The sequence below is a fragment of the Thomasclavelia sp. genome, assembly GCF_017889095.1.
Taxonomy (GTDB): domain Bacteria; phylum Bacillota_I; class Bacilli_A; order Erysipelotrichales; family Coprobacillaceae; genus Thomasclavelia.
The window spans coordinates 1-12,382 of record NZ_JAGHEW010000277.1 but is presented as its reverse complement, the minus strand read 5'-3'; the positions used below and the strand labels follow the sequence as shown (position 1 = coordinate 12,382).

Below are 12,382 nucleotides of genomic sequence, written 5' to 3'. Positions count from 1 at the left end.
TAAACTCCCGCTGTTTTACATGTGCTTGTATATGTTAGAAATCAATCCCAACCACAAGACTTTTTATGAGCCGTACAGCTACATGAATATGTGGCAAATCCCGGATCAAAATTATATCCTTCAGTACCATATTTTTTTTCTGCCTTTTCAATCATCTCAGTCAGTTTACTTTTTTCTGTACTGTCAAGAAATAACTTGGTCATATATATTGTCCTCCTTTCAAGTAATAATACATTCTTAATAACAATAAACAACTTACCCCATATTAATCATTGGAACAAGTGTCGCAGCACGTAGTGCAAGATCCAGATGCTACATGCTCAAATACAACTTTGAGCATTTCTTCTGAATATCCTTCTCTAATAACTGTCATATTTTCACCTCCATTCTTTTTTTATTTATTTCTTTATAATAAAGATTAACAAGTTCTTTTTGTATTTGTCGAATTCGATGGCATTTTTGCTTATTTCCATACAATATTCTCTGCGATTTACATCCGGCCTGACAAATTGGCAACAAATTACATTTTTTACATTCTTCGTCTTCTATGGTAGTATTTCTAAAAATTCGATATATACTATTATCTTTTGATATGCCATCAAATACTGTTCCACATGCAAATTCTTTTTTTCCTGATAAACGATGACATTTATATAATGATCCATCTGCATCAATTGATATTCTATTTTTGGTAGTCATTCCACAAGAAAACGCATTAGGCATTAATCCGAATGCACCTATCAAACTCATATCTCCATCATAACGCGGTTTGTACAGTGGAAACCCCTCACTAAATTGAGTTTTTACAGCCTGAAGGAATGGATGTTCTATATCACCATGGAAATCACTTATAATCTCATTATCACTATCCAAAGTAAGTGGTGCAAAATAAATATATAAAGAAGAATTATCATGTTCTTTAAATTCTTTTTTCAATTGTATATAAATTTCTTTTGCTCTTTCTATTTTACTCGCTGCGAAATTCAACCTAACATTTGTTGTAACATGATGATCTAATAACATACATACATTATTGATTACACGCTTATAAGCATCTTTTGCATCAATATCTACATATCTTTTTATTTTTCCATACTTTTCTCCAATTTCATCAATTGTTATCTGAAATGAAAGATCTGAATATTCTTTTTGAAAATACTCAAGCATTTCTTCCGTTAAAAGAGAGCCGTTTGTTGTTATGTGTGCTATTAAGTCATAACCAGCTTTTTTCAACTCTTCTGTTATATACTTCATTATTTCAAAATTCATTAATGGCTCTCCACCAAACCAATTAATTGCAAATTGAGGTTCAGGATAATTTTTTTTAATATATTGAATCGTTGCATCTGCAACTTTTCTTGACATTGGATATTGTTTTATTCCATGTTCAAAACAATAATAGCATCGTGCATTGCACTCCGTTGTAGTAAGTAATGTTACATTTTGAACTGGATCACTCATTCCTTTTATACGTAATTCTTCTAATGCCGCTAACTCATCAAAATCATTATTTATGAGGAACCCCATTTTATGAAGTTGTTGTACACAATCTTGATTAAAATCTTTTTCTATAAAAATTTTATTATATTTTTCTTTTTCCATCACAACAAACGCCGTTGTATGAGTATTATATAGTAAATAAATATTTGGATTATCATCCTGCTCGGCTGCAATTATAAATTGTGATATTTTCATGTTGTTTTTCAAGGAATTACCCTTGATATTTCCCCTCCTTTTTTATAATATTATTTCATCAATAGCAATATATTTAATCAAAACATACTACACTGAAACAGTTTTTTATTGTTCGGTTATTTTTTCACTAACAATATATCTTTTATGTTCTCTTTCAAAATAATTTCCTTTAAATTAAATCTAATATTGTTTTCATATAATCTTTTTATATTTTTCATTACAATATTATATTGACCTTTCACACCTGTCACTTTTGATATAATAAGATTCTTCTAATGCTCCATATAGTGATATATCAATCATAGTTGATTCATACTCTTTAAACAGTTCAATTTTTTATCTGTTATGGAAATGCCGTTTGATAAAATACCTATTGACAACCCCTTTTTTCTACAATATTTATAGATTTCATCAAAATCTTTTTTAAGCATTGCTTCACCACTGGTAAAATACAAGTTCAATGTTCCTAATTCTATACACTGATCAATTATGTTTTTCAATTTATCTGTAGATAAGATATCCTTTTTATTTCTTTTCATTGATTCATAACAATGAACACAATTAAAATTGCAATAATTGTCAGTTCAATTTCACCACTAATAGCTATTCTATCTTTTGAAAAATTTTCATCTTTTAATTAATTGAAAATTATTCTCTATTTCATTTACCATAACTTTACTTCTCCATAAAAAGTATCTCGCAAATATCTTTCAAAAAAATCAATCATTATTTTTTTGTTAATTTTCTCTTTAATATTAATGAGATTTTTGTAAATATATCTTCTTCAGTATTATATTCATCTATACAGTCCAAATAATTTTGGCCATATCATTTATTGAAAAAATATTATTTATTGTTTTTTTGTAGTAACCCAAAAATATGTTTTATTAATTTTCTAAGTATAAAATCATTATTTCTGCATATCATAATTATAAATTCTTATTTACCAAAATATTTTAAGAAGATTAATTAATGTTAAAAAGAAATAATATACTCCATAAAATACCCCTAATACACCAGACAAAATAATTCGTAATAATAAATACAATATAAATGGTGTGTTATTATTTTTCATTGTTGTCAAAAAAGAAACCCTATCTTCCGTAAATCTCCAACCACAAAACAAGCAATATATTGAAAAAATAATTACTACTATATCTAACCATTCCATAATAAAATATATACCTCCCACGCATTAATTATAAAAAAAAAATTATAATATGTCAATTAATTAATACATCTATTGATAATTTATTATCAATTACGTTAGTTTATAATATCAATACAAGGAGTGATAAAATGATCGCAGATAATATCAAAAAATATAGAGAATTAGCAGGTCTTTCACAAAATAAGTTAGCAAAGTTACTTGGGATTTCTAGATCAAGCGTTAACGCTTGGGAAATGGGAATTTCAACTCCTACAACTCAATATGTAGTAGAAATGGCAAGATTATTTCACATCACTACAGATGAATTAATTACTAACGTTGCAACAGAATCTATTCAAGTAAATAATTTAACTCCTGAACAAAAAAAAATTATTTATGATTTAATAAATTATTTTGATTCTATAAACAAATAAAAATCTCTTTTTTAAAACATTTGAAGTTAATTATTTTCAATATCATAAAAAAGGGTAAAGTTTAGATTTAAATAATCTAACTTTACCCTTTTTAACAATGAATAAATCTATTTTCGATAGTAATCCTTTTTATTTATCAAAATCAAACATTTGGAAAACATCAGAAACTGGTAAGCAGTTTTCAATATTTTCAATTGTTTTAGCTAATAAACCAGCTACAGAAACAATTTTTAATTTAGGGAACATTTTTTCTTCTGGTAATTTAATTGTATCCGTAACAACTACTTCATCAGCAGAAGAATTTTGTAATCTTTCTACTGCTGGTCCTGAAAATACTGGGTGCGTACAAGCCACACAAATTGACTTAGCACCTTTTTCTTTCAACATTTCAATCCCGGCTACAATTGTTCCTCCAGTATCGATCATATCATCAACCATGATACAGTTTTTACCAGAAACATCACCTAAAACCCCCATAATTTCAGCTACATTTGGTTTTGGTCTTCTTTTATCAATAATAGCTACTGGGGCATCTAAAGCAACTGCCAATTTACGAGCTCTAGTTGCTCCGCCATGATCAGGTGATACAACACAAATATCTTCCATTTTCTTAGTTTTGAAATAGTTAGAAATCAATGGCAAAGCCTGCATTTCATCAACAGGGATGTCAAAGAATCCTTGAATTTGGGCTGCATGTAGATCAACCGTAACTACTCTAGTTACTCCTGCTACCGTTAATAAATCAGCAACTAATTTTGAAGTGATTGGTTGTCTTGGTTTAGCTTTACGATCTTGGCGAGCATATCCAAAATATGGAATGATCGCTGTAATTTCTTTAGCTGAAGCTCTTTTTAAAGCATCAACTAAAACTAATATTTCCATTAAATTTTCAGTAACTGGATTAGAAGTTGACTGAACGATAAATACATCTTTTCCACGAACTGACTCTTCAATTTCAACCAAGATTTCCCCATCGGCAAAATGATGTACTTTACTTTTACCTACTTTAGTTCCTAATTTATCCGCAATATCATTAGCTAATTCTTTACTAGCTGATAACGAAAAAACAGTAATTTTGTTCTTCATCTTATTCTCCTATTTTCCTCTTTGATTTCTCTTTTGTTCTAATACCTTAGCGTAACCTTCTTTATTAACTTGTTTTGCTCTAGCGATTGCCATAGCATCATCTTCTACTAAATCTGTAATTGTTGAACCGGCTGCAACATAAGCGTTATTACCAACAGTTACTGGAGCAACTAAATTACTATTACATCCAATAAAAGCATTATCGCCAATAATTGTTTGGAATTTATTTTTACCATCATAATTTGAAGTAATCGTTCCACAACCTAAATTAACGTTGCTTCCTACTGTAGCATCACCAACATACGTCAAATGAGAAGCTTTGCTGCCTTTTCCAAAAACTGCCTTTTTCATTTCGACAAAATTTCCCATGTGCGCATTTTCCATAATATGGCAATTTGTTCTAAGTCTTGCAAACGGTCCAATATCGACACCATTTTCAATAATAGAATCAGAAATAACTGAGAATTTAATTTCCACATTGTCTTTGATTTCAACATTATCAAATTCACAATATGGTCCAATATGACAATTATTTCCAATCTTTGTTTTACCTTTAATAACACATCCTGGTTCAATAGTAGTATCACTACCAATTTCAACATCAACACCAATATAAGTGTTATTAATATCAATAATATTGACACCATTTAATAAATGTTGTTTATTAACTTTCAATTGCAATGATTTAGTTGCTTCGGCCAATTCAACGCGGTCGTTAATTCCACCAACTTCATTTAAATCAGCAATCTTATAACCACCAACTTTTAAATTTTCATCATTCATAATTGCAATTACATCAGTAATATAATATTCATTTTGAGCATTGTCATTAGTTACTTTTTCTAATGCTTCAAATAAAGCAATATTGTCAAAACAATATTCTCCACAGTTCATTTCACTAATTTTAACTTGCTCGTCATTACAATCTTTGAACTCTACAATTCCTTTAACTTGATCGTTTTCACGAATTACCCGACCAAATTTCTTGTCCAAATCACAATCACAAGTCATGATCGTTCCTTTTAATTGATTATCATTATGATAAGCAATTAAATTTTGCAATGTTTCACTAGTAATTAATGGAGCATCGCCATTTAATACTACTGTAGTTCCTTCTTTATTAGCTAAAGCTTCTCTACATTGCATTAATGCATGTCCAGTTCCCAACTGTTCATACTGATGGATGATATTGACCCCATCTAACAACTTTTCAACCTCGCTAGCTTTATGACCAACGATAACATAAATTTCATCTACGCCAACTTGTTTTAATTCATCAACAATGTGATTGATCATTGGTTTATATAAAACTTCATGAACAACCTTTGGCTTATCTGATTTCATTCTGGTTCCTTTACCAGCCGCCATTACTACCGCATAAGTTTTCATCTTCACACCTCTTTTAACAACACCATAATAACAAAAAATTAACATTAGTTAAAGAAAAAAGCGAAAAAACTAAAGATAAATTGCATAGTTTTTTGAGCTTTACTTATTTTTCGTTTAATATTTCCGTTTTTCTTACAAAATAATATTTCCCTTTAAAGTACTCATATCCTTTTTCTAAGATCGTATCATCTAAAGTTAATCCAAAAACCGTTGAACCACTTCCAGACATTAACGTCCCATCAAAGCCTAATTCTTTCATTTCCTCTTTGATTCTGGCAATTTCGGGAACCATTTCAATTGATGGTTCTTCTAAAGTATTTTGTAAATTATCGATTACTGTTTGATAATCATCATTTTTGATTCCTTGAATCATTGTTTTACAATCTAAGTGTTTAACTCGTTTTAAATCTAAACTGTTAAAACATTTTTTTGTTGAAACCCCACGTTTCGGTTTTACTAATAATACTTTACAATTAAAAGGATGATCGATCAATTCAATCTTTTCACCAATTCCCTTAACAAAAGCAATTTTTTGATAAATGCAAAAAGGAATATCAGCTCCTACTTCTTTACCAAGATCAGCCATTTGTTCAAGGGTTAAATTTAAATGAAACAATTGATTCATGGCTTTTATTACAGCCGCTCCATCAGCACTGCCTCCGGCTAATCCCGCTTGTGTTGGAATATGTTTATAAACAAAAATTTTAACACCTTTATTTATTTGATACTTTTGTTGCATCAACGCTGCTACTTTATACATAATATTACGCTGATCAGTTGGCATGATCTTACTATTTGATTCAATTTCAATTCCGCTAGGAATAATATTGATATAAATTAAATCATGTAAAGTGATTGGTGCCATCACCATTTCTAATTCATGATAACCATCAGCTCGTTTTGATACGACATCTAATGCTAGATTGATTTTTGCATACGCTCTTATTTTCATTCTTTCACCTGCTTGCTGGATAAATTTTTCTGGCCACTCCTCTAGTATCGATCCCACCAATTCCTAAATGTTTATTTGATGTTTTAGCAACTATTTTTTCTAAATCAACATAATTCTTAATGCTCGCATTAGCAATTTGACTAACGACAAAAACGGGATCTAGGGCATGAATATTTTTGCGACTAGGACTTGAAGCAAAATTAGCCCCACTAGCTAATAACAATTCATAATAAGACTGACAGGCCCCTGCAAAGATAATCAAACTATCTTTATCATTTTGATACAAACGGGCTTGTCTAATTGCCTCGACAAAATCTTTTGAATGTAAATAACAATTTATATCATGGCGATCACCATTTTTCTTCATCGCATCATGACCTGTTATTACTAATAAATTAGGTCGATGTTTTTCTAATAAAGGAATGATCTTTTCTTTAATTTCAGTTTCTTTCATATAATAACCATGCACATTGATATTGAACTCGCGATATTTATCTAAACACATTTTCAAATATTCTGGATCGCCATCAATGTGTAAAACACTACCTTTTAAACATGGTTTATTTTCTACCAGGATATCTTTTTTCTCACTACTAAAATCACTTAATTCCAAATCACTTTCATCACTATCAGCAATCAAGCGATATTCAATTCCCGTTAAATAATAAACCCCATCTTTAATATCACTAATTCGAAAGCAAATATCTTTTCCATATTTCTTTCGACAAACAATATCTCCTATTTTCATCTTTATCACCAGTTTATTATATGTAATCAAATAAATTTGGTGATATTAATAAAATCTGTTAATTCTAATTCCTCACTACGTTTACTGCTATCAATTTTTGCCTGTACTAAAATTTCTTTAGCGTTAGGATATACTTGTTTTAAATTATTTAAAATTGTTTTTCGCCGCTGTTTAAAACATACCTTCAATAATTGATACAGCTTTAAATTAGCCTCTTTTTCTACTTTAATACTAATAACTGCTGAATCCACATGAGGAGCTGGGATAAAGACATTTTTACTAACTGTAAATAAATACTCAATCTTTCCCATATCTTCAAGTAATAAAAGTAAGGGATTTTTATAACCGCTGGTCATTTTTAAAGCAACTTCTTTTTGGATCATCACAATAATTTTATCAATCTTATGATTACTTAAAAGTACTTTTTCAATGATTGGGGTAGTAATATAATAAGGTAAGTTAGCGACCAAATAAACCTTTTGATAATCTTTTTTTAATGAAGTGATTAGTGCATCAATATCCTGTTTCATGAAATCACCAAAAATAATTTCTAGATTATCAAATGGTAAATAGTCTTGATATACCGGTTTGAATCTTTCATCAATTTCATAACTTACTACTTTACCACTATAAAAAGCTAAACGCTGGGTTAAAGCACCAATTCCTGGTCCGACTTCAATAACGGCGGTTTCTTGATCAATAGCAGCACTAGAAATAATGCGATCAATAACATTTACATCAACTAAAAAGTTTTGCCCTAATTTCTTTAACGCCCCTAAATGATATTTCTCTAAGATTTCTTTTGTAGTTGTCACTGTTGCAATCTTTTTCATTTTGACACCTTTATCTTAAATAATTTTCCTTTTCGTTTAAAATCACCATTATCACTAACAGTTTCATATTCACCAATAACTTCACCTAAACGCTGATATAAACTAAAAGCATGAGGATGTGATGATTTTAAATACATATAATCCTTATCTTGATAATATGGCAAAATGATATTTTTTAACCAGTAAGTCCCGTTACCACGGCCTTGACTAGATATATGAAAATAGTTTAAAACAATTGCCTTATCTGTTGTTTTAAATAACGGCTGATCAAAAAATTCAAGCGCATCGATCGTTCCTGTAGCAATTAAAGCTAAACCTAGACATTTATCTTCTTGATACATCAAATGATAATCTAATTTAATCTTCGGATCTTGATTTAATTGGTGGATCAATTGATTGCAATGATAAACTTCATTGTAATCATCAAAGCCATCAATATATTTAGCTTTTAAATTATCAATGATTGGACACAAATATTCTCCCTTAAATTCCTTTTCAACAATAAATTTATACCCATTACGTCTAGCTAATTCCATTTTCTAATCTCCTTATGATTTCTTCTTTAGTTATCCCTACCATATTTAAACGCTTAAATAATGTCTTAACATTACCATAACCCAAATTAAATAACTCATAAACCATTAATCTTCTCTCTTTATTACCGATAATATCAAGATCTAAAAACTCTTTCCAGCTAATACTTTCTTGATTTGCATCAAAAGTTACCACATTTTCAATTGCAGCAATTACTGCTTCTTCTTTAGCTTCAGCAACGCCAACTTTCTTTTTACCAACGGCATCTTTTTTAGCGACAAAAGCATGTTTACAATTAGGAACCACTTTTTGAATCTGATCACGAATTTTTCGTCCTGGAAAATCAGGATCAGTCAAAACAATAATTCCCCGTGATTTACTAGCTTCTTTAATTAATGTTAGTGTATCAGCACTTAAAGCTAATCCATGAGTTTCAATCGTATCTACTTCAAATAATTTTTTTAATAAAGCTGTATCTGTTTTCCCTTCAACAACCACAATTTCTTTAATTTTTTTCATCATCTATCCTCTTTATAACTTCCTTAACCCTAATTATAACGAGATTTATCAAAAAATAAAAGACAATAAATTGACATCACTATATTCATTAGCTACAATTAATTACTAAGAAGGACTAAAGAAAATGAACAAACCAAATATTATAAAAAACTACAACTATATTGAAAGGACAATATCGACTTTTGAACAAATCGAAATTGAGTTACTTTACTTAAAAAAAGATTTTGAAATTATTAGATATCGATTAAAAAAAGACAGTTATGGTGTCTTTAAACCCCTTTTAAATCACGATAAAAGTAAAATAATTATCATACTTTCTGGTAAAATAACGATTGATCCTTATCAAAAAGCTAAAACCTTAACTAGTGGTGATACGCTTGAATTAAAGGATTCCAGTGATTGTTATTATTATAAAATTGAAGAAGATACAATAATGTTATGTATTTATGATTGCCATGTTTTTGATCAAATCAAACATTTAAATAATAAGGCAACTAAGTTAATGATTGAATTATTAAAAAAAGATCATAAAACAAGTGAACATTGCTTTCGTGTCCAGGAGTTATCAATGAAAATAGCTTCTAAATTAGAAATTCATGATCATTTATTATATGATCTATACTATGCTTCATATTTTCACGATATTGGCAAAATTAAAATTCCCGATGAAATCTTGTTAAAACCTGGCCCATTAACCACACAAGAAAAAACGGTTATGGAAACACATCCTTTAAAATCTTCACAAATGCTTAAAGATATTTTTAATGAATCGATATTAGAAATGATCTTACAGCATCACGAACGCTACGATGGTAATGGCTATCCATTAGGATTAAAAGCTGATCAAATTAATTACGGGGCTAAAATTATTGCGGTTGCTGATAGCTACGATGCCATTGTTGCTAATAGGCCATATTGTAAAGGTCATTCCTCTAATGAAGCTATCAAGATTTTAGCTAATGCTAAAGAAAGATTATTTGAGCCAAAGATTATTGATGCTTTAATTGAAGTTATTAAAAATAAATAACTTTTGCCAGTTGACAAATTGTTTAAATTTGGTTAAGATATTCACGCTTTTAAAATATGAGTTTTAGAGCTATAGCTTTTTCTCGTTTCTGAGTTATAAACGAGGGCTATAGCTCTTTTTTTAGGAGGAATTTATGAATCAAGAGTATAGCGAAATGGCTAATAAACCAGTTTTCCCATTATTAATGAAAATGGCTATTCCCCCAATGATCTCAATGTTAATCCAATCAATGTATAATATCGTTGATAGTATCTTTGTCGCTAAACTAGGTGAAGAAGCTTTAACAGCTTTATCACTAGCTTATCCCCTGCAAAATCTATCACTTGCTTGTTCAGTAGGATTAGGGGTCGCTATTAATGCTTTAATTGCGAAAAATCTTGGCGCCAAGGATATTAAAAAAGCTAACAGTATTTGTGATCATGGAATTGTTTTAGCAATCTTTCATTCTTTATTATTTGTCATTATTGGTTTATTTTTTATGAAGCCCTTTTTTCAATTATTTACAAGTAACCATCAAGTATTAGATTATGCCATTACTTATGGCAGTATCGTAATCACCTTAACCTTTGGTTCAATTATTCATATTACGATTGAAAAAATGTTTCAGGCTACCGGTAACATGATCATTCCTATGTTTTTACAAGCTATTGGTGCAATTGTTAATATCATCTTAGATCCAATCTTGATCTTTGGAATCAATGGTCATTTACAACTTGGCGTAGCTGGAGCTGCGATTGCCACCGTGATTGGGCAAATGACTGCTTGTATCTTAGCAATTATTTTATTTATTAAAACATCAAATTTAAAAATATCATTTAAACATTTTAAACTTAATTTACAAACAGTTTCTAATCTTTATTCAATTGGGATCCCATCAGGGCTGATGCAGGCAATGCCATCATTACTAGTTTCTTTATTAAACGGTATTCTAGCTACTGTATCCCAAACAGCGATTGCCTTTTTTGGTATCTATTTTAAATTACAAACATTTATTTATATGCCAACTAACGGTTTAATTCAAGGAATGCGTCCATTAATCAGTTATAACTTTGGTGCTAAACATTTTGATCGGGTCAAACAGATTATCAAAGTATCCTTGCTTTGTTCTTTAACGATTCTAAGTTTAGGAACACTTATCTTTTTGATCTTCCCTAATTTGATTCTTTCATGGTTTTCTGCCAGTGATGAATTAATGAAGATCGGTATTATTGGTTTAAAGATCATTGCTCCAAGCTTTATTTTATCAACTTTGGGAATTGTTATTTCTGGTGTCTTTGAAGCATTAGGCAATGGTTTAAATTCACTAATTATTTCATTATTAAGACAACTAGTGATTACTTTACCGCTAGCTTATCTTTTAATTCAAGTTATTGGTTTAAACGGTGTTTGGTCAACCTTTATGATCTCAGAAACAATTGCTAGTATGATTGCATTATTGTTATTAAATCGAACATCAAAAAAATTATTACATAATTAAAAACAAGGTTCGCCTTGTTTTTAATTGCGATAAAAATTGCGATACTCCTGCGGTGTTTTGCCCGAAATCTTTTTAAATAATTTACCAAAATAACTAAAACTATTAAAACCGCAAGAAAAACATATATCAATTATTTTTTGATCAGTATTAATTAATAGCTTAGCTGCTCTAGTTAAGCGATATTCATTTAGATACTGTTGTGGTGTCTTTTGAATAACGGAACTAAAACAGCGAAAACATTCACTTCGACTTATTTTTGCAAATGAAGCAATGTCATCAATAGTAATATTATTAAAATAATTATCATGAATAAATGTCACCATTAAACGCACTCTTTTTTCTTGAATATGCTCACTAGGTAATTGTTTATCAGTTTTAGTTAATGGCAATAACAATACGAATAAATGACGCCATAAACGACAAAGCAATTCCAAACAATATAATTCATCTTCTTTGGATACTGCGACTATTTTTCTTACATAATCTAAAATCTTCCGTTCTTGATCATTTTGCTTTGATAAAACACTAATGGCAAGTG

The 12,382-nt window shown here is 29.6% G+C and carries 14 protein-coding genes and 1 pseudogene; 3 read left to right on the top strand and 12 right to left on the bottom strand.

Features of this window, described 5'->3' with window-relative positions:
* Positions 1-41: 41 nt before the first annotated feature.
* The 4 genes and pseudogenes from J7M77_RS12310 to J7M77_RS12300 form a co-directional block, all read right to left on the bottom strand.
* Positions 42-203 carry a hypothetical protein gene (locus J7M77_RS12310; RefSeq protein ID WP_296878991.1) on the bottom strand — a complete coding sequence of 54 codons (162 nt, stop codon included), beginning with the start codon at positions 201-203 and terminating at the stop codon, positions 42-44.
* A gap of 166 nt (positions 204-369) precedes the next feature.
* Positions 370-1,707 carry a radical SAM protein gene (locus tag J7M77_RS12305; RefSeq protein WP_296878988.1) on the bottom strand — a complete coding sequence of 446 codons (1,338 nt, stop codon included), beginning with the start codon at positions 1,705-1,707 and terminating at the stop codon, positions 370-372.
* A gap of 287 nt (positions 1,708-1,994) precedes the next feature.
* Positions 1,995-2,261 (bottom strand): annotated as a pseudogene (locus J7M77_RS16915) (radical SAM protein); the annotation flags it as partial.
* A 377-nt stretch (positions 2,262-2,638) separates the two neighbouring features.
* Positions 2,639-2,866 carry a hypothetical protein gene (locus J7M77_RS12300; protein ID WP_296878986.1) on the bottom strand — a complete coding sequence of 76 codons (228 nt, stop codon included), beginning with the start codon at positions 2,864-2,866 and terminating at the stop codon, positions 2,639-2,641.
* Positions 2,867-2,994: 128 nt separating this feature from the next.
* Here J7M77_RS12300 and J7M77_RS12295 point away from each other — a divergent pair, with 128 nt between their 5' ends.
* On the top strand, positions 2,995-3,279 hold the full coding sequence (locus J7M77_RS12295; protein WP_296878984.1) for a helix-turn-helix transcriptional regulator: 285 nt from the start codon (positions 2,995-2,997) through the stop codon (positions 3,277-3,279).
* 129 nt (positions 3,280-3,408) lie between these two features.
* On the opposite strand, the gene J7M77_RS12290 is transcribed toward J7M77_RS12295, so the two are convergent.
* The 7 genes from J7M77_RS12290 to rnmV all read right to left on the bottom strand — a co-directional run bounded on the left by J7M77_RS12290 (position 3,409) and on the right by rnmV (position 9,340).
* Positions 3,409-4,365 carry a ribose-phosphate pyrophosphokinase gene (locus J7M77_RS12290; RefSeq protein ID WP_296878982.1) on the bottom strand — a complete coding sequence of 319 codons (957 nt, stop codon included), beginning with the start codon at positions 4,363-4,365 and terminating at the stop codon, positions 3,409-3,411.
* A gap of 9 nt (positions 4,366-4,374) precedes the next feature.
* Complete coding sequence (gene glmU / locus J7M77_RS12285; protein WP_296878980.1) at positions 4,375-5,754, bottom strand: bifunctional UDP-N-acetylglucosamine diphosphorylase/glucosamine-1-phosphate N-acetyltransferase GlmU; 1,380 nt, start codon at positions 5,752-5,754, stop codon at positions 4,375-4,377.
* A 103-nt stretch (positions 5,755-5,857) separates the two neighbouring features.
* Positions 5,858-6,706 (bottom strand): 4-(cytidine 5'-diphospho)-2-C-methyl-D-erythritol kinase, encoded by an 849-nt coding sequence (ispE, locus tag J7M77_RS12280; protein WP_296878977.1) that lies wholly within the window; start codon positions 6,704-6,706, stop codon positions 5,858-5,860.
* Positions 6,707-6,710: 4 nt separating this feature from the next.
* Complete coding sequence (locus J7M77_RS12275; RefSeq protein ID WP_296878975.1) at positions 6,711-7,454, bottom strand: sporulation peptidase YabG; 744 nt, start codon at positions 7,452-7,454, stop codon at positions 6,711-6,713.
* 26 nt (positions 7,455-7,480) lie between these two features.
* Positions 7,481-8,287, bottom strand: coding sequence for a 16S rRNA (adenine(1518)-N(6)/adenine(1519)-N(6))-dimethyltransferase RsmA (gene rsmA, locus J7M77_RS12270; RefSeq protein ID WP_296878973.1), 807 nt, complete (start codon positions 8,285-8,287; stop codon positions 7,481-7,483).
* Positions 8,284-8,823 (bottom strand): hypothetical protein, encoded by a 540-nt coding sequence (locus J7M77_RS12265; RefSeq protein ID WP_296878971.1) that lies wholly within the window; start codon positions 8,821-8,823, stop codon positions 8,284-8,286. The genes rsmA and J7M77_RS12265 overlap by 4 nt, the downstream gene beginning before the upstream one ends.
* The gene (gene rnmV, locus J7M77_RS12260) at positions 8,810-9,340 is read right to left on the bottom strand and encodes a ribonuclease M5 (RefSeq protein WP_296878969.1); all 531 of its coding nucleotides are present in this window, start codon (positions 9,338-9,340) and stop codon (positions 8,810-8,812) included. Before rnmV ends, J7M77_RS12265 begins: the two co-directional genes overlap by 14 nt.
* 124 nt (positions 9,341-9,464) lie before the next feature.
* Between rnmV and J7M77_RS12255 the strand changes: the two genes are divergently transcribed.
* Together J7M77_RS12255 and J7M77_RS12250 are read left to right on the top strand one after the other, a co-directional pair.
* Positions 9,465-10,367: an HD domain-containing phosphohydrolase gene (locus J7M77_RS12255; RefSeq protein WP_296878967.1), complete on the top strand. Its 903-nt coding sequence runs from the start codon at positions 9,465-9,467 to the stop codon at positions 10,365-10,367.
* Between the two features lie 133 nt (positions 10,368-10,500).
* Positions 10,501-11,844 carry an MATE family efflux transporter gene (locus J7M77_RS12250; protein WP_296878965.1) on the top strand — a complete coding sequence of 448 codons (1,344 nt, stop codon included), beginning with the start codon at positions 10,501-10,503 and terminating at the stop codon, positions 11,842-11,844.
* A gap of 20 nt (positions 11,845-11,864) precedes the next feature.
* On the opposite strand, the gene J7M77_RS12245 is transcribed toward J7M77_RS12250, so the two are convergent.
* On the bottom strand, positions 11,865-12,382 hold a 518-nt coding region (locus J7M77_RS12245; RefSeq protein WP_296878963.1), incomplete at its 5' end, for a helix-turn-helix transcriptional regulator.

Coding starts and splice junctions, on each gene's coding strand:
- J7M77_RS12310 (WP_296878991.1), bottom strand. CDS start 203: ATGACCAAGTTATTTCTTGACAGTACAGAAAAAAGTAAACTGACTGAG.
- J7M77_RS12300 (WP_296878986.1), bottom strand. CDS start 2,866: ATGGAATGGTTAGATATAGTAGTAATTATTTTTTCAATATATTGCTTG.
- J7M77_RS12295 (WP_296878984.1), top strand. CDS start 2,995: ATGATCGCAGATAATATCAAAAAATATAGAGAATTAGCAGGTCTTTCA.
- J7M77_RS12290 (WP_296878982.1), bottom strand. CDS start 4,365: ATGAAGAACAAAATTACTGTTTTTTCGTTATCAGCTAGTAAAGAATTA.
- glmU (WP_296878980.1), bottom strand. CDS start 5,754: ATGAAAACTTATGCGGTAGTAATGGCGGCTGGTAAAGGAACCAGAATG.
- ispE (WP_296878977.1), bottom strand. CDS start 6,706: ATGAAAATAAGAGCGTATGCAAAAATCAATCTAGCATTAGATGTCGTA.
- J7M77_RS12275 (WP_296878975.1), bottom strand. CDS start 7,454: ATGAAAATAGGAGATATTGTTTGTCGAAAGAAATATGGAAAAGATATT.
- rsmA (WP_296878973.1), bottom strand. CDS start 8,287: ATGAAAAAGATTGCAACAGTGACAACTACAAAAGAAATCTTAGAGAAA.
- J7M77_RS12265 (WP_296878971.1), bottom strand. CDS start 8,823: ATGGAATTAGCTAGACGTAATGGGTATAAATTTATTGTTGAAAAGGAA.
- rnmV (WP_296878969.1), bottom strand. CDS start 9,340: ATGAAAAAAATTAAAGAAATTGTGGTTGTTGAAGGGAAAACAGATACA.
- J7M77_RS12255 (WP_296878967.1), top strand. CDS start 9,465: ATGAACAAACCAAATATTATAAAAAACTACAACTATATTGAAAGGACA.
- J7M77_RS12250 (WP_296878965.1), top strand. CDS start 10,501: ATGAATCAAGAGTATAGCGAAATGGCTAATAAACCAGTTTTCCCATTA.